The sequence below is a fragment of the Candidatus Epulonipiscium viviparus genome, assembly GCF_030708075.1.
GTDB classification, from domain to species: Bacteria; Bacillota; Clostridia; order Lachnospirales; family Cellulosilyticaceae; genus Epulonipiscioides; species Epulonipiscioides viviparus.
Genome location: NZ_CP117982.1, coordinates 119,397 through 144,076, shown reverse-complemented (window position 1 = coordinate 144,076; position 24,680 = coordinate 119,397). Strand labels below are relative to the sequence as shown.

Annotated in this window: 23 protein-coding genes; 15 read left to right on the top strand and 8 right to left on the bottom strand. The window is 36.6% G+C overall.

Annotated elements, in window-relative coordinates:
• The first annotated feature begins 224 nt into the window (after positions 1–224).
• The 9 genes from PCY70_RS00345 (at position 225) to PCY70_RS00305 (ending at position 8,229) form a co-directional block, all read left to right on the top strand.
• Positions 225–1,367, top strand: a complete 1,143-nt coding sequence (locus PCY70_RS00345) for an extracellular solute-binding protein (protein ID WP_305767999.1) — start codon at positions 225–227, stop codon at positions 1,365–1,367.
• A 9-nt stretch (positions 1,368–1,376) separates the two neighbouring features.
• Complete coding sequence (locus PCY70_RS00340; RefSeq protein WP_305767998.1) at positions 1,377–2,537, top strand: CaiB/BaiF CoA transferase family protein; 1,161 nt, start codon at positions 1,377–1,379, stop codon at positions 2,535–2,537.
• Positions 2,538–3,674, top strand: coding sequence for a CaiB/BaiF CoA transferase family protein (locus tag PCY70_RS00335; protein ID WP_305767997.1), 1,137 nt, complete (start codon positions 2,538–2,540; stop codon positions 3,672–3,674). It abuts the gene before it with no gap.
• A gap of 2 nt (positions 3,675–3,676) precedes the next feature.
• Complete coding sequence (locus tag PCY70_RS00330) at positions 3,677–4,120, top strand: MaoC family dehydratase (protein ID WP_305767996.1); 444 nt, start codon at positions 3,677–3,679, stop codon at positions 4,118–4,120.
• Positions 4,121–4,135: 15 nt separating this feature from the next.
• Positions 4,136–5,152 (top strand): zinc-binding alcohol dehydrogenase family protein, encoded by a 1,017-nt coding sequence (locus tag PCY70_RS00325; protein ID WP_305767995.1) that lies wholly within the window; start codon positions 4,136–4,138, stop codon positions 5,150–5,152.
• 12 nt (positions 5,153–5,164) lie between these two features.
• Positions 5,165–5,488: an L-rhamnose mutarotase gene (locus PCY70_RS00320; RefSeq protein ID WP_010165683.1), complete on the top strand. Its 324-nt coding sequence runs from the start codon at positions 5,165–5,167 to the stop codon at positions 5,486–5,488.
• 39 nt (positions 5,489–5,527) lie between these two features.
• Positions 5,528–6,385 (top strand): amidohydrolase family protein, encoded by an 858-nt coding sequence (locus PCY70_RS00315; RefSeq protein WP_305767994.1) that lies wholly within the window; start codon positions 5,528–5,530, stop codon positions 6,383–6,385.
• A complete protein-coding gene (locus PCY70_RS00310; protein ID WP_305767993.1) occupies positions 6,375–7,451 on the top strand; it encodes a Gfo/Idh/MocA family protein in 1,077 nt (358 codons plus the stop codon). The genes PCY70_RS00315 and PCY70_RS00310 overlap by 11 nt, the downstream gene beginning before the upstream one ends.
• 79 nt (positions 7,452–7,530) lie before the next feature.
• Positions 7,531–8,229: a FadR/GntR family transcriptional regulator gene (locus PCY70_RS00305; protein ID WP_305767992.1), complete on the top strand. Its 699-nt coding sequence runs from the start codon at positions 7,531–7,533 to the stop codon at positions 8,227–8,229.
• A gap of 44 nt (positions 8,230–8,273) precedes the next feature.
• Here PCY70_RS00305 and PCY70_RS00300 read toward each other — a convergent pair whose 3' ends face one another.
• The 4 genes from PCY70_RS00300 to PCY70_RS00285 are packed head-to-tail and all read right to left on the bottom strand — an operon-like array spanning position 8,274 to position 12,296.
• Complete coding sequence (locus PCY70_RS00300; protein WP_305767991.1) at positions 8,274–9,497, bottom strand: extracellular solute-binding protein; 1,224 nt, start codon at positions 9,495–9,497, stop codon at positions 8,274–8,276.
• 18 nt (positions 9,498–9,515) lie between these two features.
• Positions 9,516–10,334 (bottom strand): carbohydrate ABC transporter permease, encoded by an 819-nt coding sequence (locus PCY70_RS00295; protein ID WP_305767990.1) that lies wholly within the window; start codon positions 10,332–10,334, stop codon positions 9,516–9,518.
• 4 nt (positions 10,335–10,338) lie between these two features.
• The gene (locus PCY70_RS00290) at positions 10,339–11,226 is read right to left on the bottom strand and encodes a carbohydrate ABC transporter permease (protein WP_029487680.1); all 888 of its coding nucleotides are present in this window, start codon (positions 11,224–11,226) and stop codon (positions 10,339–10,341) included.
• Entirely contained in the window at positions 11,226–12,296 is a 1,071-nt protein-coding gene (locus PCY70_RS00285; protein WP_305767989.1) for an ABC transporter ATP-binding protein, read from the bottom strand. Before PCY70_RS00285 ends, PCY70_RS00290 begins: the two co-directional genes overlap by 1 nt.
• Positions 12,297–12,489: 193 nt before the next feature.
• Here PCY70_RS00285 and dnaB point away from each other — a divergent pair, with 193 nt between their 5' ends.
• The 6 genes from dnaB (at position 12,490) to PCY70_RS00255 (ending at position 19,990) form a co-directional block, all read left to right on the top strand.
• The gene (dnaB, locus tag PCY70_RS00280; RefSeq protein ID WP_305768980.1) at positions 12,490–13,824 is read left to right on the top strand and encodes a replicative DNA helicase; all 1,335 of its coding nucleotides are present in this window, start codon (positions 12,490–12,492) and stop codon (positions 13,822–13,824) included.
• Between the two features lie 129 nt (positions 13,825–13,953).
• A complete protein-coding gene (locus PCY70_RS00275; RefSeq protein WP_305767988.1) occupies positions 13,954–15,723 on the top strand; it encodes a serine protein kinase in 1,770 nt (589 codons plus the stop codon).
• Positions 15,724–15,727: 4 nt separating this feature from the next.
• The gene (locus tag PCY70_RS00270; protein WP_305767987.1) at positions 15,728–16,834 is read left to right on the top strand and encodes a DUF444 family protein; all 1,107 of its coding nucleotides are present in this window, start codon (positions 15,728–15,730) and stop codon (positions 16,832–16,834) included.
• Positions 16,815–17,990: a SpoVR family protein gene (locus PCY70_RS00265; RefSeq protein ID WP_305767986.1), complete on the top strand. Its 1,176-nt coding sequence runs from the start codon at positions 16,815–16,817 to the stop codon at positions 17,988–17,990. Before PCY70_RS00270 ends, PCY70_RS00265 begins: the two co-directional genes overlap by 20 nt.
• A 57-nt stretch (positions 17,991–18,047) precedes the next feature.
• Positions 18,048–19,067, top strand: a complete 1,020-nt coding sequence (locus PCY70_RS00260; RefSeq protein ID WP_305767985.1) for a sugar kinase — start codon at positions 18,048–18,050, stop codon at positions 19,065–19,067.
• 74 nt (positions 19,068–19,141) lie between these two features.
• Positions 19,142–19,990, top strand: coding sequence for a hemolysin family protein (locus PCY70_RS00255; protein WP_010165671.1), 849 nt, complete (start codon positions 19,142–19,144; stop codon positions 19,988–19,990).
• Positions 19,991–20,039: 49 nt separating this feature from the next.
• On the opposite strand, the gene PCY70_RS00250 is transcribed toward PCY70_RS00255, so the two are convergent.
• The 4 genes from PCY70_RS00250 to PCY70_RS00235 all read right to left on the bottom strand — a co-directional run bounded on the left by PCY70_RS00250 (position 20,040) and on the right by PCY70_RS00235 (position 24,611).
• The gene (locus PCY70_RS00250) at positions 20,040–21,581 is read right to left on the bottom strand and encodes an alpha-glucosidase (protein ID WP_305767984.1); all 1,542 of its coding nucleotides are present in this window, start codon (positions 21,579–21,581) and stop codon (positions 20,040–20,042) included.
• A 61-nt stretch (positions 21,582–21,642) separates the two neighbouring features.
• Complete coding sequence (gene ytxC / locus PCY70_RS00245; protein WP_305767983.1) at positions 21,643–22,452, bottom strand: sporulation protein YtxC; 810 nt, start codon at positions 22,450–22,452, stop codon at positions 21,643–21,645.
• Between the two features lie 124 nt (positions 22,453–22,576).
• Positions 22,577–22,933, bottom strand: coding sequence for an S-layer homology domain-containing protein (locus PCY70_RS00240; RefSeq protein WP_305768979.1), 357 nt, complete (start codon positions 22,931–22,933; stop codon positions 22,577–22,579).
• A 235-nt stretch (positions 22,934–23,168) separates the two neighbouring features.
• Positions 23,169–24,611, bottom strand: coding sequence for a hypothetical protein (locus PCY70_RS00235; protein ID WP_305767982.1), 1,443 nt, complete (start codon positions 24,609–24,611; stop codon positions 23,169–23,171).
• Between the last annotated feature and the right edge of the window lie 69 nt (positions 24,612–24,680).

The following is a 24,680-nucleotide window of genomic DNA, read 5'->3' as shown; positions in this document are numbered from 1 at the left end:
TCAACGCGCTATTTTTAATAAAATAAAACGATAAATATATTATGTTGTATGCTATATTTTTAAAATTAGGTACATTTTACCATAAAATCAACAAATTATTTGGCAAAAAATTGTTAAAAATCAATATTGAAATTATATTTTTTATTTGATATACTTTTCGCTAATTGGTAGTACCACCACAAAAAACTATTTTCAAAAAAATTATTTTCAAGGAGAGATATTTTATGAATTTAAAAGGGATTACTTGGGCCCATACCAGAGGAAAGCTTCCTGTTCTTGCAACTGCGCAACGTTATATGGAGCTGCATCCAGAAGTAACTATAAGCTGGGACGCACGATCTCTAAAAGAATTTGGAGATGCTCCGATAGATAAGCTTGCGCATAAATACGATCTAATAATTTTGGATCACCCTTGGATGGGCTTTGCAAATGATACGAAAGTGTTGTTGCCGTTAGAAAATTATTTAGATGCTCCATTTTTAGAAGATCAGAAAATAAATTCGGTTGGCAAATCGTTTGAAAGCTATTTATACAATGGGCATCAGTTTGCATTGGCCATCGATGCGGCATGTCCGATTGCATTCTATTCTGCCGACAAGCTTGCTGCCGATGCTGATGCCAAAGTTCCTGCAACTTGGGCCGACGTTATAGCATTAGCACAACGTGGCAAGGTTTATTGCGGCGGCAACGGAACCAGCATTTTGATGCAGTTTTATATGCTTATGGCAACCAAAACAGATGCTCAGATATTTACTATTGCCGACGAAATCGCTCCTTATGATATTATGAAAGAAAGCTTGATCGAAGTTAAGGAATTGTTTAGCTATTTGCCAGACAGTGTATTTTCCAAAAATCCGATTGGTGTCTACGAAGTTCTTGCCGACCCAGCAACCGAGCAATACTATTGCCCTTGCGATTTTGGATACTCTAACTATTCTCGAAGAGGGTATAGCACCAGTAAGATCATTGCGACCGATGTTGTAACATACAACGGCAATATGCTGAAAACTACTTTAGGTGGCGCCGGATTTGCAATATCCGCGAAATGTAAAAATATCGACCTGGCAATAGACTATCTGAAATTTACGGCTTCTGCTGCAACTCAAAAAACCATATATTCAGAAAGCGGTGGGCAACCGGGTCATAGAGCTGCCTGGTTAGATGCAGCAACCAATAGTATTACTTCAAATTTCTTTGCTAATACACTCAAAACGCTAGATAATGCTTATTTACGACCTAGATATAACGGCTATTTGGGATTTCAAGAAACCGCAGGGCCGATGATTCGCGAGTGGATTATGAAAGGAACTAACGTCGATAAATTAATCAGTAAATTACAACATCTCTATGCTCAAAGTAAAAATTAGGAGGAAACTATGAAACCATTAGAAGGATTGATCGTGCTAGACTTTGCTCAATATTTAGCAGGGCCTTCTGCAGCATTGAGACTGGCAGATTTGGGTGCCCGAGTTATAAAGGTGGAGCGTCCCCAAGGCGGAGACAATGGCAGGCGATTGGTGTTTAAAAATTTAATTTCAGATAACGATGGAGTTTTGTTTCACACCATCAACCGTAACAAGGAAAGTTTTACTGCAGATTTAAAAGATCCGGCCGACTTAACTGCGGTTAAAGAGTTGATCAAGCAAGCTGACATTTTGATCGAAAACTTTAGACCCGGAATTATGGATAAATTGGGCTTGGGATATGAAGATGTCAAAAAAATTAACAGCAAAATTGTGTATGGCACTGTCTCTGGATACGGTCTAGACGGTCCTTGGGTTAAGCGTCCTGGTCAGGATTTGATGATTCAGTCGCTTTCAGGGCTTACTCTATTAAATGGAAATCAAGACGACTTGCCAACGCCAATCGCTCTTGCTATGGCAGACACTTATGCAGGCATTCATTTGGTTCAAGGAATTTTGGCTTGCATATATAGAAGGTTTAAGACTGGAGAAGGTGGTAGAGTATCCGTCAGCTTACTAGAGTCTATGTTAGATTTACAATTTGAGTTTATTGCAACATATATTAACGACGATCACACATTGCCAACTCGCGCAAAAGTCAATAATGCTCACGTATATCTGCCCGCACCATATGGAATTTACGCAACTCAAGACAGCTTCATCGCACTAGCTATGGGCTCGTTGCCAGATCTTGGTGAAATATTGGACCTTCCAGCATTGGCAGACTACGCAGATGACGCAAGCGCCTTTGCACAGCGAGACAAAATTAAGCAACTGATCCAAGCAACGTTGACACAAGATACTACTGAAAATTGGCTAGCAAAATTAAAATCAAAAAATTATTGGGCATCTGAAGTATTAAATTGGAAAGAGCTAATTGATCGCCCTGGATTTAAGTCTTTGGATATGCTAGTTCATGTTGGCAGACCTGGTCACAGAGATATCATCACCACTCGATGCCCGATCCGAATTGACGGCGAAATATATAAATCGAACAAATGGGCTCCGGCTTTGGGTGAGGATACGCAAAAAATCATGCAAGAGTTTAAGATAACGAAGGGAGATGCAAATTAGATGGGTCCATTAGAAGGAGTAAAAGTATTAGATTTATGCCAATTTTTGGCAGGGCCTTCTGCAGCATTAAGACTTGCAGACCTGGGTGCTGATGTTATAAAAGTAGAACAACCCGCCGGTGATATATGCAGAACTTTATACTCATCAAATCTTGTGATAGACGGTGACAGTACTCTGTTTCATGTAATCAATCGCAACAAGGATGACGTATCGGTCGATTTAAAATCAGATTTAGGGCAACAACAATTACGGGAGTTGGTTGCAACAGCCGATGTGATGCTAATCAATTTTAGACCCCACGTTGCCGAAAAGTTAGGCATCGACTATAAATCTATATCAGAAATTAACCCGGGTATTGTATATGCGGAAATCACAGGATTTGGTCACGAAGGTGAATGGGCATCGGACCCGGGTCAAGACTTACTAGTGCAATCGCTATCTGGAATAGCTATGGCAAACGGAAATCGTGACAAGCCTCCAACTCCAGCAGGAATCTCGATTGCTGACTTAGTGAGCGGGCAACATTTGGTTCAGGGAGTGCTTGCTGGACTCATTCGCAAAGAAGCAACCGGAGCTGGTGCATTTGTTCAGGTTAGCATGATCGAATCGATGATGGATTTACAGTTCGAAGGATTCACAACATTTTTAAATGATGGCAATGAAGTTCCGCAACGTAGCGCCATTAGTAATGCCAACTTCTATACCAACGCGCCATATGGCATCTACTCCACCAAAGATTGGTATATCACATTAGCGATTGCGCCGATCCCGCTTTTGGGAGAATTACTAGGATGCGCTCAACTAACTGAATACACTGATGCGACAACCTGGTCTACCAAACGTGACGAAATCAAGGCAATATTAGCACAGCATCTGCTAACGAATACTACGCAGCATTGGCTGGATATATTGCAGCAACACGATATATGGTGCTCGAATATCTACAATTGGGATATGCTGCTAGAAACCGAAGCCTTTAAGCATCTGGATATGTTGCAAGAAATTCGACTGCAGAGCGGCAAAAAGATGACGGTGCTCCGATGTCCGATTAGCATTGATGGGCAAAAGTTTTTCTCTGACAAACCGTCTCCAAAGATAGGGCAAGATAACGATAAATATTTCAAAAAGGAGAGTTAATTATGATCAAGGATATATTTTTTGAGGATTTTGAAATTGGCCATGTGAGAGAAGGTGGCTCACGCACAATGACAGAAACGGACTTTGTTGTTCACGCGGGGCATACAGGCGATTTTTATCCACATCATGTTGATGCAGAATTTTGCAAAACTACAGAATTTGGCCAAAGAATTGCGCACGGAACCATGATATTTAGCATCGGAATGGGCCTTCAATGTGGAGATATCAATCCACGCGCATTCACTTACGGCTACGACAGAATGAGATTTATTAAACCTGTATTTATTAACGATACCATCAAAACTGTTGTAAAAATTGTAGAGAAACGAGACAATCCCAAAAATGCATCACGCGGCTTTGTGACAGAAAAAATAGAGGTTAGCAATCAAAACGATGAGTTAGTGTTGGTGTGTGAGCATATTATTAGTGTTGAAAAACGAGCTTAGAGAGGAGTAACTGCAATGAAAGAGGTAATGATGCGAGGAGCTTTTGATGTTGCAATAGTGGAGGGCGAAAAACCTGTTGCAAAAGAAGGAGAGGCGTTGCTTAAAATTTTGTATGGCGGGATATGTGGAAGCGACCTAAGTAGCTACCGAGGAACTATGAAATATATTAACTATCCAACAATTCCAGGACATGAATTTTCAGCTGAGATTGTAGAAATAGGCGAAAACGACAAAGGATTAACTGCAGGAACATTGGTAACAGCGATCCCTTATTTTAACTGTGGTCATTGCTACTCTTGCAAGAAAGGCTTGGTCAATTGTTGCGCAACCAACCAAACGATGGGTATTCATAGGCAAGGCGCATTTGCAGAGTATATTACTTTGTCGACCGAACGTCTTTTTGCCGGCAACGGATTATCAGCCAAAACTTTAGCATTGGTAGAACCATTTTGTATTAGCTATCACGGAATTAAAAAAGCAAACATCACAAAAGGAGATAAAGTTCTCGTTGTTGGTGCGGGCACAATCGGAGTTCTTGCCGCAGTTGCCGCGTTGGCAAAGGATGCCGAAGTAACTATATGCGATATTTCAGATAGCAAAGTTGAGTACGCAAAACGATTTGGAGTTCAGCACACGATATGCAACACTAGCCCTGAGGCGTTTGCAGCAGCAGTTGAACGCATAACTGGTGGAGACGGATATGATATTGTAGTAGAAGCAGTTGGATTGCCATCTACTTTTCAAAATTGTATGGATGCTGTCGCTTTTGGCGGAAAGATGATTCAACTTGGCGTTGGCAAGCAAAACGTAGATCTATTTTTTACCACCATTCAGCAAAAAGAGCTTACTATATTGGGTTCTCGAAATGCTAGACGCGAAGACTTTGCAGAAGCAATCGAGATTTTATCTAGCGGCAAACTAAATATCGACGATGTAGTTACCAATATGTATTCTCTCGATGACGCACCTCAGGCATTTGCGGATTTCGATGCCAATGCCGGATCTATGTTAAAAGTTATGATTGAGTTTTAGGAGGAAGATGTCGTGAAAAGATTTGGTCAAATTATTGAGGTAAAATCCGATAAGCTGCAAGACTACAAGTATCATCACAGCCATCCGTGGCCCGAGATTGATGCCATGATCAAGAAATGTAATATTCAAAATTATTCAATATACTATAAGGATGGGTATTTGTTTAGCTATTACGAATATATTGGCGATGACTATGATGCTGATATGGCCAAAATGGCAGCGGACCCAAAAACTCAAGAATGGTGGGCACTAGTTAAGCCGTTTCAAACACCTCTTGAGACGCGAAAAGATGGCGAGTGGTGGGCCGATATGGAAGAAGTTTATCATTTAGATTAGGAAGGGTTCGGCCACGGGGCTGAATATGGTGATATTTATATGCAACAAATTATTGATGCTCATTTTCACATCTTTGATCCAGATCGATTTTGTGTTGAATGGTTAAAAGAAGTGGACATTTTAAATCGTCCTATTTTGCTATCTGAGTTTGAAGCGCTGGCAGAAGGGGATGACTACAAAGTTGTAGGGGCTGTGCACGTGGAACTTGATACTATTGCGGCTCAGAAAAAAGCTGAAAACGACTATTTTGTTCAACTGGCTGCAGATAGATCAGACTTCGTAAAATCAGTTGTCTTATACGCAGATCTGCTAGATCCCGATATGGAGCAATCTCTAGCAGAATATACAAACAAAAACTCGGTCGCAGGAGTTCGATATATATTACATTTTGATAATACACCTGCTAAAACTTGTCTAAACCCAACTTTTATCGAAAACGTAAAGCAACTCGGAAAGATGAACTTGCATTTTGAAGCTTGTATACGTCCTGGAGAATTGGCCGACTTGTATCAATTGGCAAAGCAATGCCCAGAGACACTTATAGTGCTTAACCATATGGGGCTTCCAGATGTTACTGCAAATATAGAAGAAACAGATAAATGGAAACAAGGCATCAAATTATTGGCAAGTTTGGATAATGTTGTATGCAAAATTTCGGGGTTGTCTAGTAGTGATGTGACGATCATTACCCCATTCGTAGAATATTGCCTAGACCTATTTGGAGAGAAGCGCGTAATGTTTGCTAGCAATTTTCCAGTTTGTAATTTGAGCATCACCTTCGATGACTGGACAAAAGCAATGCTGAAAATTTTTGAAACTAGACCAGCAAAAGATTTATTCTTCTATAAAAATGCGATGAATATTTATCATATTGGAGGGCTCAGTAATGATCAATAATATCAATGAATTGAAGTATGTTCCTGCTATGCCAGCAGACCCCAAGGCGCGACCTATCTATATAGTTGGTGCCGGCGAAATTATCAGCGATGCCCAAGCTCCTGCGTATAATTTGGCAGGGTATCCGATCAAAGGAATCTATAATCGAACGGTTGCCACCGCGCATAAGGTAGCGGCAAAGTTTGGCATCGAAAAAGTTTATGAAAATCTAGACGAAATGATAGCAGATTGCCATGCCAACAACGGTGTATTTGATGTGGCATTGCCCGCAAATTTAACAGCAAGTATTTTGCGTAAATTGCCAGATGGAAGTGGCGTACTCGTTCAAAAGCCTATGGGTGAAAGTATAGAAGAAGCAACAGAAATTTTGGATATTTGTCATGAAAAAAACTTGGTTGCTGGTGTTAATTTTCAATTGAGACAATCTCCGTATATGATCCAGCTTCGAGAATTGCTTAGCAGCGGGATTATTGGAGAGGTATATGATTTAGACTGGCGAGTGGTGACGCTACAACCATGGCATCTGTGGACATTCTTAAACGATAAAGATAGATGCGAAATTAATTATCATAGTATTCATTATATCGATGCTGTTCGCTCGTTGTTAGGAGAGCCCGCAGCTGTATGGTGCAAGACTATGAAAAGTCCGAAGGCAGCTCAGTTATCGCAAACGGCAAGCACCATTATTTTGGACTATGGCGACACATTGCGCGTTAACATCAGTACTAACCATGGGCACGATTATGCACCAGATTATCAAGACTCCTGCTTAAAAATCGAGGGTACCAAAGGTGCCATCCGCCTAACTCTTGGATTAATTTTAGATTATCCTGCTGGTAGACCAGATAAATTGGAATACATCACTGCCGCAGAGGGAGTATGGAAAGAAGTGCCTATAATTGGAAGCTGGTTTCCAGAAGCATTCATTGGAACTATGGGAGGGCTTTTGCGTAAATTAGAAGACCCCGCATATGAATATATGAACAGCGTGGATGATGCTTACCAAACAATGCGCGTTGTGGAAGCTTGTTACAAATCTAATAACAGTGGTGGCACTCGCATATAGCGGCGATATATATTTACTTGTGCCTAACTAGTTCTTGCGATATAATATGGTAAAGTTTTTTGATGGGAAGTGAAAGTTTATGGAAATAACACCAGTAAAAAAAGTAACCATTACAGAACAAATTATGGAACAGCTTGCAACACAGATAATAGACGGCAAATTGGCCGCGGGTGAACAATTACCTACCGAACGTGAATTAGCAGTGGTATTTAATGTAACTAGAAGTAGAGTTCGCGAAGCACTGCGGGCTCTTTCGTTGATCGGAATGATTGTGATAAAGCCAGGCGAGGGCACGTTTGTATCTGATAACAAAGTCCTGATTCCAGATAAAACGATTACGTGGATATATCATAAAGAACTAAACAATGTAGAAGATATTTACGCTGCCAGACAATTGATCGAAACAGATATTTATCTATCTTGTTTTGACAGAGCAAATCGCAAGATCGTGGCACAGATGAGAAAATTGATAAATGAAATAGCGGCTGATGGATGGCGAAAAATTAGTTCCGTGGAATTTCTGGAAAATTTAAACAATTTAGATTTATATGTAGGTTCGGAATGCGGCAATGGCATTTATTTCAAGCTAATGCAAACTTTGGTGTTGCTTCGAACCGAGTCTTCTATTAAGATACTAAACTCTAGTTCTGCTAGAAAATCTGCCATAATGCATCGTGAAAAAATCGTCTGTGCATTCGAAGAGGAGAGCCGAGATTTGTTAGAGCAACGCCTAAATGAATTTTTTGAAGACTCACTAAAAAGTATTATCAAAAAGTAGGCAAATAAAAAGGGACCACCCAACGCAGGTGCATCCCTTATTTTTTATTCCCAGATAGACGAGAGACTATATTGTAGATTTTGTAAATTTTTTTCTACTTCAGCGTCAGTAGTATCCTCTTGCGATAAAATTGTTTCTAATACCATTTCGATTTCTGCGATAACAGCATTGCCATTTGGAACAACAGGCTTACTAAACATATGTTCGATTAACCCTGGAATTAATGAATTGGAATTGAGATATTCTTCAGAACTGAGTACACTATTTCGAATTGGGAGATATCCTGTTTCGATAGCCCATTCTAGCTGAATTTCTGGACTTGCTAGAAAGTTGACATATTGCAACGCGGCATCTTGCTCACGCTGGCTCGCGGTAGTGAATATAAAAACATCAGTTCCCTGCTGTATAGCATACTCGTCCGGATATGATGCTGTGGCTAACTCAAATTTCCCAGCAGCATTTTTCTCTATAAATGTCCCCGCAGCAGTTGAGCCAATATACATAGCTAGTTTTTGATCTCCCATAGGCTGAGATAGATATTTGTCAGTCCCTGCTATTCTGAAATAGCCTTCTTTAATACCGTCCAAATAGTAGTGCGCCATTTCGTTCAAAGCTGCCATCTGATCTTCGTTCGGATCAAATGTAACTCCGAGGTAATTTAAGTAGCTATAAAAATAATTGGATAACGAATCAAATCCAGCTCCTGGAATGCCCTTTTTTTCATAAATCTCTTTTGATACGGTCGCAAGCTCATCAAATGTATCGGGTGGAGTCAATCCTAGTTCATCAAATATAGTTTTATTATACCAAATCACTTCGCTAGATTTAGTAAACGGCATTCCATATAACCCTCCATCTATCATCAGATGCGTTAAAAATTCTGGATTTATATCATTGTAGGAAGCTGTTTTATCGGGCGTATCTGTTATCAACGGCAAAATATCTAAGACTAATCCATCTTGAATAGGGTATAAGAGCCAATCTATGTACGCTTGTGTCATTGTAGGTAAATGATCTGGGCTAATTAGAGTCGACGAAATCGTTGCACTTAACTCGTTGTGATCTGGCTGACTTTCTAATTTTACTATAATTTCGGGATTTGCTGCCATAAATCTATCCGTAAGTTCATTTAATAAGACAGCTTGCTCTCCATTAACAACATGCCAAAATGTAATTTCTACCGGCCCCGTTGCTATTTCTTCGTCCTCCGAGGCTTCGCATCCCACTAACATAAATGTTGCTAATAACAAATATAACAATTTTTTCATATCATACCACCTTTTCTTTTATTTTAAACCTGTTGCCACTACTCCTTTAATAATTTCGCGTCTAAATATAAAGTATAATATTAAAATAGGTACAACCGTAATAGTTGCAGCTGCCATTTGCAGATGTATGTCTCGATCACTTTGTATAACAAACGAGCTAAGACCATCTGATAGCAATCGCATTTCTGGATCATTGGTTATTAAAATTGGCCATATAAACGAATGCCATTCTTCTATAAAACTTAGTAAGCCTATGGTAAAAATCCCTGGTCGCGCTAATGGAATCAACACTTTGGTAATAAATTTAATATCGGGTACTCCAGTCATCTTGGCTGTGTTATAATACGAATTCGGCATTGACGCTAAAAATTTATTAAGGTAAAAAATATAGAAAACGCTTGCAAACGACGGAAGAACCAACCCTGTGTAAGTATTCATGAGTCCAAGTTGAGCAATGGTTTGATAATTACTAAATACTACAATTTCATCTGGAATCATCAATAGGGCAATCATAGAAACCATCAATACTCTTTTACCATAAAAATCCAATTTCACACATGCAAACGTCGCTAAAATTGTAGTAACTAGCATACCCAACGTAGAAACTGTCGCTGTTATAAATGTATTAAAAAAATATCGAAAAAATGATGAATTTTGCAACACTTCTACATAATTCAAAAAGTGTAATTCCTCAGGGATGATTTTCATAGGCTGTGCGATTATTTGTTCAAAGGTCATCCAACTTGTTAGTATCATATATAGAAATGGAAACAACGTAATCAGAGCCATTGTAGTTATAAATATGTATACAATTAAGGTTGTTATTTTATTTAACATTTACTCACCTCTTAGTAATTTTTTTTAGAACCAAATTTTGAATTATGGTAAATATCACTATGATAACAAATAGCACCACGGTCGCTGCCATTCCTTCGCCATATCTATTGGTTACATAAAATTTATCATATATGTAGTATACTGCAGTTATTGCGCTATTTGCTATTCCCGGTTTGCCATTGAAAATTGCGTATACTTCTGTATATATTTTGAAGGCATTAATACAATTGACCGTTAGCAAAAACGTTATCATCGGAACAAGTTGTGGCAAAGTTATATTAAATAGTTTTTCATATCCAGTTGCCCCATACATATCAGCCATTTTATAATATTGTTGATTTATATTTCGAATTCCAGACAACAATATAATTATATTAAACGCTATACTCGACCATATTCCAAATATAATTAGGGTCATTAAGGCAGTATCCGGGTTATCCAAAAAATCTATTGGTCCTATGCCTATACGCCCCAAAAAATGATTAATAACACCATAATCTTCATTAAGCAATACACGAAAAATTACTCCTTCTGCTACTGTACTAGTAACATACGGAATAAAAAATATAACTTCGAAAAACCCCCTCATTTTTACTTTTTCATATAGCATAACAGCAATTAATAAAGCAATAATTATGCCCACCGGCACCACAATAAATGAGTATACCGACGTGTTCCAGACTGCTTTATGAAACTTATCATCTGTTAATACTGTAATATAATTTTGAATTCCATTAAATTTTGGATGTGTGAGCGAACCCTTTTGAAATGAAATTTCTATCGTCCGTAATAATGGAAATATATTAAATATTGTGATAATAATTAAAGCTGGTGCCAAAAATAACCAAGCTTTCAATGAATTTCTTTGTTTTTCTTTGTCTATTTTTTTCATTAATACACCCTTATCCCATCAATCGTGAATATATAAATATTTTTATAATCTATTCCAATTAATATTCTATCTCCTTCTGTTAATTTTGTATTTGTATTAACTATTATTTTAGCAACTTGTTTATTTATTTTAAACGTTAAAACACAGTCTCTTCCCACCAGTTCCTTAAGCATTATCGTTGCGCTAAATATTTCGTCTTCATTTAACAAAAAATATTCTGGACGAATCCCTATCAAATAATCTTCTTCTTCTAATTTACGTCGAAATTTTTCGGGTATCAATTTATCTATAGAGATGTTAAAATCTGGTGTAATCAATTCTGATCCTTGCTTTCTCATTATAAATAAGTTTATTGGTGGGTTGCCCATAAATTTTGCAACAAATAAGCTTTCTGGTTCTAAATATAAATTTTGCGGATCATCAAATTGAGCAATAGTTCCATTTTCCATCAATGCAATTCGATCGCTAATTGAGAGCGCTTCTTCTTGATCGTGTGTTACAAATATAGTTGTGATATTCATATTTTTTACTAAACTTCTAATTTCTTCTCTTATTTTTATTCGCAGTTTTGCATCTAAATTATTTAAAGGCTCGTCTAACAATAAAATTTTAGGTTTTTGAATCAAGGCAGCTGCTATTGCCACTCTTTGTTGTTGTCCACCAGATAACTTTGCCGGACGCTTATGTTCTAATGCTTCTATATTTGTAATTTCCATATATTCATGTGCACATTTTCTTGCTTCTTCTTCGGAAACTTTATTTTTACCAACTCTTAAAGGAAACATAATATTTTCTAATACTGTCATGTGTGGGTATAGAGCATAATTTTGAAATACTAAGGCTATATTTCTATCTTTCGGATGTGTATTGAGGATAGATTTTCCATAAAATTTAATATCTCCATCAGATGGTTGCAGCAGTCCAGAAATAATATTTAATAGACTAGACTTTCCGCATCCACTGGTGCCTAGAAGGCAGATTAATTCGCCCTCTTTTATAGATAAATTTATTCCTTTTAAAACTTCAAATTTGTTATCATATACTTTACATAAATTTTCTATTACTATCATGTCGTTCACCTATTATATCTTTCTTATAGAATTTTAAAAATATTTTACCTCATTATACCAAATTACCACTCAAATGTAAACCACTTTTGCGATCATGTTATTTCCTTTTGCAAGTTTAAATTACACAAAAATAGTCAATACTTAATAAAAATAAATGTTTACATCGAAAGGCAGGAAAATTATTTTGGAAAACATGCGCATTCCACCACACAGTATCGACGCAGAGCAATCTGTTTTAGGCTCAATTATTATGGACGGTGATTCTGGCGATGCAATTTCTATTGCATCACAAATTTTATCAGCAGATGATTTTTATCGCCCTACTCATAAAGAAATTTTCGCCGCAACTCTCGAACTATACGCAAAAAATACTCCTATAGATATTATAACGCTTAAAGAAAAATTGATAGAACGTGGTCAATTCGAACAAATTGGAGGACTTGATTATCTTGCTAATCTGACTGCTGTTACTCCAACTTCAGCTCATATCAAAGAATATTCTAACATAGTTGCAGATAAATCTAATTTACGCCGTCTCATTAATGCTTCTGCTAATATTAGTAACAAAAGTTATTCAGCTGAAGAGCCTATTTCTGATATTATGGCTTACGCAGAAGCAGAATTATCTAATGCACTCTTAAATAAACAAACTGATGATTTTTTACATGTCAATGAAATTATCGTCACAACCATAAATAAAATCGAACAAGCAAATAGAGCGGGAGGGCAAATTACTGGAATACCCACAGGCTTTACGGACATAGACTATAAGACTTCTGGATTACAACCTTCAGATTTAATTTTGGTAGCCGCAAGACCTTCTATGGGAAAAACTGCTTTTGCATTAAACATAATTCAGGCTGCCGCTATTGTAAATCATAAAAAAGTAGCTATATTTAGCTTGGAAATGGCAAAAGATCAACTCGTAAATAGAATGCTTTGTAGCGAGGCGCACGTGGATGCTCAAAAAATACGAACCGGACAATTAAATACTGCCGATTTTGATGCCTTAGCGCATGCCATTCCTAAAATTACCGGAGCGGATGTTTTTATCGACGATACTGCAGGGATTTCGGTTATGGATATGAGAGCTAAATGTCGTAGGCTTAAGATGGAAAAAGGCTTAGATTTAATTATGATCGATTATCTACAACTTATGAGTGGAAATCCTAGATCTGAGTCTCGACAGCAAGAGATTTCAGAAATTTCCAGATCACTAAAGGCTCTCGCACGTGAGATGAATGCTCCGGTAATTGCTTTGTCGCAACTTTCGCGGGCCTGTGAATCTCGTGCCGATCATCGACCTATGCTATCAGATCTTAGAGAATCGGGTGCCATCGAGCAAGATGCAGACGTTGTTATGTTTTTATATAGGGATGAGTATTATAATCCAGAAACAGATAAAAAAAATATAGGCGAAGTTATTATTGCCAAGCAACGTAATGGCCCTACAGGAACTGTTGAGCTTACTTGGCTCGGAAAATATACTAAGTTTGTTGATACTGCTAAAGATACTCACCATCGATAAAGAGATTTGTTCAAAAGAAGCTTGCTTTGAATCGTTTTATTGCTAAAGCTTAAATATATTTTGATTATATGCATAGATTAAACAAAAATTTTATATATTTGAAATGATAGAAAAAACGGAGGTACTTCGATGGATTTTTTTAAATTGATAGAAGACACACGAATTCAAACTGATAAATCTTTAAATATAACTTTCTTGGAATACTTATATATTTTAGATAAAGATCCGACAATATACAAACTTGCACATCAACGACTCTATGCTCAACTGATACTAAATACTTTTGAAAACAACTTTTTTGGAATGGAGAACACTTTAACTAGCATTAAAAATTACTTCTTTGCTGCAGCGAATGGTGGCGAAGAAGCAAGACAAATTTTATATTTAGTAGGTCCTGTTGGCGCCGGAAAATCTTCTTTAATAGATTCGATCAAACAATTGCTAGAAAACAGCCCTGCTATATATCATTTGGATGGTTGCCCTATGCACGAAGAACCATTACATTTGATACCAAAACAAATTAGAAAACATTTCGAAGATGCTTTGGGTCTCAAGATACAAGGCGATCTTTGCCCTAAGTGTAAATATAGATTGATTCACGAGTTTAATGGTAAATACGAAAATTTTCCAATTACTTCTAGCAAATTTAGCGTATCCAAGCGTTTAGGCATTGGTGTGGTACCTCCTGTAGACTCTAATAATCAGGATACCTCCATCTTGATTGGCTCTGTGGATATTTCTAAAATGGATTTATACCCAGAAGATGACCCTCGAGTTTTTTCTCTAAACGGTGCTTTTCATGCAGCAAACAGAGGGATTATAGAATTTATAGAGGTCTTTAAGAATGATGTGGAGTATTTATATACAATGCTCACTGCAACTCAAGAAAAATTGATTCCATCTCCCTCTCGCGGAGAAATGTTATACTTTGACGGAATCATATTAGCACACTCTAATGAAGCAGAATGGAATAAATTTAAAGCAGATCCGACCAATGAAGCGATTTTGGATAGAATTGTGAAAATAGAAGTGCCTTATTGTCTAATATTGGATGACGAAATTAAAATTTATAAAAAATTTTTGGAACAAACCAATTTTGGGGTACACATTGCACCTCACACGCTTCGCGTTGCTGCTCAATTTGCAATTTTAACGAGACTACTTCCTTCGGATAATGTTGATTTATTTACCAAGCTTAAAATTTATAATTCCGAAGAGGCAGGTGTTGATATTTCTAAAGTAGCACACGAAGGGATGAAAGGCATCTCTGTTAGGTTTATAATGAAAACATTTGGAAAAGCCTTTGCTAGTTGCGGGAAATGCTTAACTCCACCTCATTTTATGGCAGTATTAGAAAATGAGATCAAAGATATGATTTTACCTGAAAATGTTAAAAAGCAATATATCGAATTTTTGGAGGTCTATGTGAAAAAAGATTATCAAAAATCATTGGAAGAAGATGTGGTCACAAATTTTATATATAGTTACACAGAACAAGCCCAGGCTATATTTGATCGCTATGTAGATATCGCAGTTGCCTCAGATGAAATAGACGAAACAGCCGAAGAATTTATGACTGAGATCGAAATGCAGTTAAATATCTCTGCTAGTGCTGCAAAAGGCTTTCGCCAAGATGTGGCCGCCTATGTGCGCACTCAAGCTAACTTGGGAAATTTAATAGAATATACTTGCTATCCACCTCTCAAAAAAGCTATCGAAACAAAGCTTGTTACTTCATTAAAACAGCTTACTCGAGTTGTCACTGCCGAGAATTCTAACGCCGGCTCGGATCGCCAAAAGTATGATGATATGATCGCCAAATTGATAGAAGCTGGATATTGCTCCACATGTGCCAAAGATACATTGGACTATCTGGCCTATTTCATTCATCGAGGTTAAAACAATGGCTATATTTAGAGATTTTTCGGACCATGTATCATACACTCCCATCTGCGACGCAAAGAGGCATAGAAAATTGGTTGAGAAAAGCATCAGAGAAAATATTGATATGCTAATTGTAGGCGAAAGTATTACAGAAACAGCGGCGGGCAATATTGTTAAAGTTAGAATACAAGAGCTTCCGGAATATAGATTTAAATTTGGATCTTCTACAGAATACGTTGCTATTGGCGATGGCGATGAAGTGGTAAATGAAAAATGTGACTTTGAAATGGAAGCTAGCAATGAGGCGGGCCTAGATATTTATGAAAGCGAAATCGTGTTAGACGATGCTCTCGCTTTGCTGTTTGAACAGCTAGAATTGCCCAACTTATATGAAAAGAAATTCAAAAATCTGGAATATTTTAGCACTCAAAAAAGATCAGGCATCAAAAAAACTGGTATATATCCTCGGTTTGCGAAAAAAAGAACTCTTCAAGAAAAAATTATACGCAATAAGAATGGTCGGTTTATTAATCAAGATATTAGATATCAATCTCTTGCCAAAAAGCAAATCAATCATTCAAATGCTGTTATCGTGTGCATTATGGATACCTCAGGTTCTATGGGAACAACAAAAAAGGATATGGCTAAAAGCTTTTATTTTCTTTTGTACCAATTTATCAAAATTCGATACGCCAAAGTGGAGATGATATTTATTGCCCATAGCACTATCGCTAAAGAAGTTACAGAAAATGACTTTTTTCACAAAGGTGAAAGTGGCGGTACATACATCAGCTCTGGATACACAAAAGCTTTAGAGATCATAAAAGAACGATACGATCCTCGTCTTTGGAACGTATATACCTTTCACTGCAGTGACGGTGATAACTGGACTGATGATAACAATTTAGCTGTTAGTTTAGCAAACGAACTTTGCTTATGTTCAAATCTATTTGGCTATATCGAGATCAAAACTAACAATTATTCCAGTGTAATTTTAAACGAGTATAATGCTCATATAACTAGCAATAATTTTTTGGCACTCAAAATTTTCAAAAAATCTGACATCTTCGAAGTTTTTAAAAAAGTAGTTGATTGCGAGGTACATGATGACATTAATGGATTATAGCAACCAAATAGAAGCACTAGAACAGCAATACGGATTGTCCTTTTATCCCCAAGAATTTGAATTTGTTAATAAATCTGATATGATAGGATATATGACATATGCAGGTTTTATCAATCACTATCCACATTGGAGCTTTGGTAAATTGTTTGATAGATTAAAATCTACCAAAACTTCTTTTGAAGTTGTTATAAACAACAATCCCTGTATTGCGTATTTATTAAAAACTAATTCTCAGCTTACTCAGATACTTATTATTGCCCATGTATTTGCCCACAACGACTTCTTTAAGAACAATGTATTTTTTACAGAAAATCAAGGTTCCAAAGACGCTATTACCATGTTTAAATATCACTCTCAGCGCATACGAGAATATATCAGAGAATTTGGAGAAGCTGCAGTGGAAGATATTTTGACTGCAGCACATTCCATTAAAAGCTATTGCGCGCAGGGCTCTCTGCTAGACTTTATTGCACAGAATACCACGGGTTGGCAATCTGATATAATACAAATCGTAGCGCAACAAAATAGGTATTTTCAACCACAAATAGAAACTAAAATTATCAATGAAGGGTGGGCTAGTTTTTGGCATTACAAAATTTTAAACGAACTTAATTTGCCAGCAGATAAATATTTTGAATTTATTTCACTACATAATACTGTAATTTCACCCACGAAAGGTACGTTAAATCCATATTATATAGGTTTTAAAATTTGGACTGATATTTATGAAAAAAATGATATCGCAAAAATGCTGGCCGTGCGTGAATTTAACAATGACAGTTCATTCATCCGAAATTATCTCACTGAAAAATTATGCACAGAAATGAACTTGTTTTCATATACCAATAAGGATGCAGTTTCAACTGTAAAAACATCTTCAAATGAATTCACAAAAATACAAACTACATTAATTAATCATATTGGTAAAAATAGTGTTCCCGAAATGGAGATAGTCGAATATAATAATAATATGTTTACTATATTACACATTTTTGATGGACGAGAATTAGACTTATTGTACACAACTGAAACTCTAAAGCATATCCAATCATTGCTTAAAAGAGAAATTACGCTTATTACTGATTTTTCTGGCATCACACGCAAAATTATTTGTGATAATCAAAACAAAATTTATGTACAAAACTTTACCAGTTGACTAACAGTTCATAACTATCCATAATAGAATGTATCATTATAACAAAAGGAGAAGATTATGAATAAATTTGATTTACTATCACTTGGAGAAATAATGTTACGCCTATCACCACCTATGAACGAACGACTTACTCGAGGCAATTCGCTTGAAAAAAACGTAGGCGGCGCTGAGCTCAATGTTCTTAGTGGAGTGGCTCAGTTGGGTCTTAGAACTGGTGTCATTTCAAAAGTACCGGCAAACGATATCGGTGAATATGCTAAAAATGGAATACGATTTGTTGGGGTAAGTGACGATTATCTGCTATTTGATACCTCAAAAGATGCGCGTCTTGGTATATACTTTTATGAAAATGGAGCATATCCTAGAAAACCTCGTATCTGCTATGATCGAGCACACAGCTCTATCCAAAAAATTGTTGCATCCGAATTTCCAGCAGATATGTATACCCAAACAAAATGCTTTCACACAACAGGCATCACGCTCGCTTTATGCCATAACACCAAACAATGCGCTATAGAAATGATGAAGAAATTTAAAGACGCAGGAGCACTGATCTCATTTGATGTAAACTTTAGAAGCAACCTCTGGAGTGGTGATCAAGCCCGCGAATGTATTAACCAAATATTACCGTTAGTGGATATTTTCTTTTGCTCTGATAGTACCGCAAGACTCACATTTAACAAAGAAGGTGATACAAAAGACATCTTGCGTAGCTTTGCTAACGAATATGATATAAGTATAGTAGCAGCAACAAATAGACTCGTACACAGTCCCAAACTACATTCTTTTACTTCTATTATTTACAAAAAAGAAAATGATGATTTTTATGAAGAAAAACCATATCATCATATAGATGTTGTAGACAGAATAGGTAGTGGGGACGCCTATATTTCGGGAGTACTATATGGGTTATTGAAATATAATATGGATGCTAAAGCAGCTCTAGAGTTTGGCAACGCAACCGCATCAGTCAAGAATACAATACCTGGCGATTTGCAGTCATTAAACAAAATAGAGATAGAACAGATTATTGAAAGTCACAAAAGCGAAGACGCAAGTTTAGAAATGATTCGTTAAAACTTGCAATTTTTATGTAAATAGTGTATAATAAAGTCATATTTTAATTTTGTTCAAATCGAGGGGGAATTTATTTGGAAGGGCAACCGCAGGTCAAAAGGTTTACTTTTTGGGGAAGTTTATTTCGTAGACAGGAAAAAAAATCAGTATCTGAAGAATCCATTCTACGGTTAATAGATGAAGGCAGTAAAGAGGGAATTATAGATGTAACTTCAAAAGAAATGATAGAGGGGATTTTGGATTTTCATGGCAAAAATGCAAATGAAGTTATGACACCAAGACCCGAAATCGTGGCCATCGATATATCCAAAGATATTGATGAGATTATAGATTTTGTTTTGGAAACATCTTTTGCTCGACTGCCAGTATACGAAGGGGATGTCCACAAAGTTATCGGGGTGCTACATGTTCAAACATTTTTAGGTCATCTTTACAAATGTCAAAGAGAATTGAAGGCAGTAATATTAGAAGACGTTCTTGACAAACCATATATTGTTCCAGAAGCAAAAAACATAAAGAAACTTTTAAAAGAAATGCAGGCTGAGAAAAAACATATGGCAATTATTTGTGATGAATACGGGGATGTTTCTGGTATTGTAACTCTTAATGATATAATGTTAGAAATAATAGGAGATATTCAAGATGATGATAGTGAGGACACAGCTATTACGTTGCAAGACGATGGTTCATACTTAGTGGATGGGCTAGCTCATTTAGACGATATTAACAAAAGGCTGAATATCGATTTAGAATGTGAACATTATGATACTGTTAGTGGATTTGTAATTCACTTATTGGGCGAAATACCTAAAGATCTTGTGAAAGTTAACTACAATGGTATAACATTTGAGATAAAAAATATTAAAGGAAACCGAGTTGAAAAACTTCAAATCTACAAAAAGAAAAATGAAGTTTTAATTTAATTAAGTTATTTTACGATCCCCCCTAAATTTTAGAGGGGACTTTTTTTGTCTATTTATTACATACTACAACAACCTGATATGGCATAAGCTGTTTTTCCACTTTGCTATAATTATTAAATAACACGTCTCCAGTGCTACCAAGATCATGAGCCTGTTTCTGATCAGTAAAATTAGCAACAAGAGTAAATTTTGGCTTTTCCATTTTTAGCACACCGTTATCTTCTGAAAACTTCGCTTTTTGCTTAATCCAATCATAATGCTCTTTTCTAAACTTGATCACCTTCTGATAATACTTATATACTCCAAGCTCATTGGTCAAATCTCGTAGTGCATTTACATGCGTATAATTATCTACCACATCCAACCAAGGATTTCCGGTTGTAAAGCCAGCATTTGATGTGTCATTCCACTGCATAGGAACGCGCGCATTATCCCTTGAGGTAAATGCAATTTTTTCCATTATTGTTTTCTCATCAAATCCTTGCTCCTTTAAAAGTTCGTAAGCATTGAGTGTTTCAACATCATTATATTTATTGATATCATGCCAATGCGCGTTTGTCATACCAATTTCTTCACCTTGGTAAATATACAAATCTCCTGCCATCAACCCAAACAACGTAATGAGCAACTTGGAACTTTGCATGCGGTATTGAGTATCATTTAGCCAACGCGATATCATTCTTGGCGCATCATGACTACCAGTTACTAATGCTTCGACTCCAGTATATTCGTTTTGCCATGTATCAAAACAGTCACAAAGCTCTTTTAGATCGAGCTCTTTAGTATGCCATTTGTCTTTTCCATCTGCAGTATTTAGCAAAAAATGGTTAAAATGAAACGCCTCTGACAATCCTTTATCATGGCACATTTTATATTGTTCTTCTAGCGATGTCCCCCAGCATTCCCCCACTGTTAGCAACTTGTCTTGGAATGTGTTTTCATTAAGCTCTTTTAAATATTCTATAAACTTGGGTCCATGCCCCGTAATCAGCTTATCAGGCTCTTTTCCAATCAAATAAATTACGTCTAGTCTAAAGCCTTCCACGCCTTTGTCGATCCAATAATTAATCATATCATAAATATCTTTTCTAACCGCCGGATTAGCCCAATTTAAATCTGGTTGCGAACTATCAAACAAATGCAAATAATACTTGCCTACCTCTTTACTATATGTCCAAGCAGATCCACCAAAAAAGGATTCAATAGCATTAGGCGCATCTTGCCAAATATAATAATCATAATACTTAGGATCTTTTTGCAATGCCTTCTTAAACCACTCGTGCTCGCTAGAAGTATGGTTTAAAACCAAATCCATCATAATTTTCATTCCACGTGCCTTTGCTTGTGTGATCAATCTTTGATAGTCTTCGTTAGTTCCAAAAAGTGGATCGATAGTTACATAGTCAGAAATATCATATCCATTATCTTTTTGCGGAGACATACAGCAGGGAGAAAGCCATATATAATCAACTCCCAAATCTTGTATATAATCTAACTTTTCAATGATGCCATTAATATCTCCGTAACCATTTCCGGTAGTATCATTAAAGCTTTTCGGATAAATTTGGTAAATAACTTTGTTCTCAAACATAATTTTGTTATCCCTTCTATTTAATAATCTTTTGTCATTATATTCATTCCATTATCGCGTGTCAAGGATTGCAAGTCTCACATCCACAGCATAATGTTAGGGATTCTTCAAAGATTTTTTGTAATGTAATTATAAAATTTTTATTGCTATAGTTTTTATTTCTATGCAGTACAATCTCCGTAGGGCATAAATGCATCAGTATGTGCATAATTTGATCCTCTATTTTCGCATACACAAAATCTACTCCGTCACAATACTTTTCTAAATAATGCTTGGTCTTGTCTTCGTGTTTTTCATCTAATAAAACAATTTCTTTATCTTTTTTACAATAAACATGCAAAATATCTACTACTGCAGGTTGGGTTTGTTTAAAATTCTTGAAATATTTCATGAAATCTATATAATTTAAACCGGTCTCATAATCATATATAGTTTGTAGCATAATATCTTCCAAAATAACTTTATACTTATGTACTCTAAAAATCATCCATCCATCCAAGTTGATTCTATCGTTGCTTTTTAAAAAATCGCATAACGGTGTATACAACAAATGATATGATATCATCGAAAACCCTTCTTCATTTTTTAGATAATTACCCTTCATAAATATTTCAAAGATTTCCTTCTTGTATTCCATTATTAGATCTGATCGCCTGCTAAGATATGTTTTTGCAAATCGCATCAAAATTTCTAGATGTAAAAAATCATATATAACCATCGTTATTATTTCTAATACCGAAATTTGTTCCTCATCTGGATAGCTATATGCTATATAATTAGGGGTTGATTTCCATTTTCCCAATTTATTTGTTTGGTTCATAGCTTTTATTAACCTGTCTGCTTGTGATGTCATTATAATTATAGTTTTCATTCTAGTAATAAGCTCCTTTTATTGTGTCACTTCCTTTATTATATGCAGACCTTGGTTATCGAGTGCAACTATACGATTTTTCTAAAAATAAAAAAGGAGGGATTATTCCACCCTCTCGATATGTTTAATCTATATTGTATATTGTTAAAAATCTATTGATAATTGCACAAATTTCTGCACGTGTTGCTGTACCTTTTGGATCCAGTCTATTACCATCTTTACCAGCTAGGATGCCGTTTGCTATTGCCCACTCGCATGCTGGAACTGCCCATCTAGAAACCGTCGCCCCGTCGTTAAAGGCATATACGCTAGATGCTCCTATAGGTGCTATCCCGACATACATAGAATAATTGTATATCGCAAATACCAATTCTTCTCGCGTTAAAGGTGCATTCGGCCTAAATGTATTGTCGCCATAGCTGTTAAATAAATTGTTTTCTGCTGTCCAAGTTACAAACTTAACAAACCAATCAGAGTACATAACATCTGAGTATCCATTTGCTGTTAATACATTAGGCTTACCTGCAACACTATACAAAATCGTTGCCAACTGCGCCCTTGTTGCTGTACTATGAGGCTCGAATGTATTATATGTCATTCCTGTTATATGCCCTGCAATATACAGATCCAAAACATCTTTATAGAACCATTCTGCTGGATTTACCATATCTATAAATGGATTTATTAGCGGATAGTTGATCGGTTCTTTGTTTTGGTTACTTGATGAACCACTGCTGGATGAGCTGCCACTGGATGAGCTGCCACTTGATGAACCGCCGCCTGATGAGCCGCCACCTGATGAGCCACCGCCTGATGAGCCGCCGCCTGATGAGCCGCCGCTGATGAGCCGCCGCCTGATGAGCCGCCCCTGATGAGCCGCCGCCTGATGAGCCACCGCCTGATGAGCCACCGCCTGATGAGCCGCCACCTGATGAGCCGCCACCTGATGAGCCACCGCCTGATGAGCCGCCATCGTCATCGTCATCATCATCATCATCATCATCGTCATCGTCCAAATCTTCTACATAGTCTATGTCTGCAATCATATAGACTCCCAGTGTATCTGTATCAAATCTCGCTTCATCTGCTGCTGTAGAATATACTGTATCCATAATTTTAACGTCGCCATCATCAAATACTTGACACACGACAACGTCATCTGGATCCATATTTCTTCCTAAATCAAACGGAAGACTAACAGCGATTTCACCATCAAGTCTTTCTATTAAATCATTTCTCTTATAGACTTCAATCTTATATGCGTCGTTGTCATCAATTGTTCTTTGTTGACGACTAGTTGTACCTTCTGTCGGAATAATTCTAAAGCTTATATCATTTCCATTCGCTTGGTCTATTAAGTCTTCTAATGCTTCCTCGTCAAACTCTAAGGTGCCCACTTCTGTCGAAATCTCCAATTCGGCGTTTCCTTCATCTACCAAATCTTCTAATTTATCTGCATCTAGGCTAATATCAAATCCCTCAATACCATATGACGTTTCAAGCGAAATTTTTAGCTTTGGAGTCGCATCTTCTTTTTTAGATTCTTTAATAATCGAATCCACTGCACTCTCTATGTAATTATCGTCTATGTCAAAGTAGATTATCTCATTAGAAGCGTATTCATCGTAAATTTCTATTTCTATTTCTCCTTCGGCAACGCCACCACGCTCTTCCGCTTCGTACACATATACATTTTCCCAGTATGTATCTCCTCCACCACCACCATCTATATAATCGTCTATGTCGTACGATGGTTGCTCTTTTACTTCTGTCTTGTCATTGTATATATATTCCACTTCATCTATAATACCATTTAATGTCGCTTCCGCAATTCCTAAATCAATATAAAATGTTGAGGACAAAAAACTGTCTTTTGTTGGTGCTATTACAAATATTTTATTTTTACTAATTATATAATGCGAGCCATCATTTAGCGTGTCCTCAAAATACGCTTGGTCTAGTGTAATATTTTGATCAAATGTAATTTCAATAGCTTTAATACTATTTTCTTCTAATCCGTAAACTTCGAGCTGATTACTCTCTACATGATAGGTAAAACTGGGGTCGGATGCTCTGGTTGCCGCTATTGTTTGTGCTCCATTCAGTAGGCCGCTAAAAACAAGGGCTGCAATGGCCATTGTTGTTATTTTTTTACTCATCGCTATTCTCCTTATTTGTTATAAATTTTATCTAGTCGGTGGGTGTAAATGATAAACCAAGACTTTTTA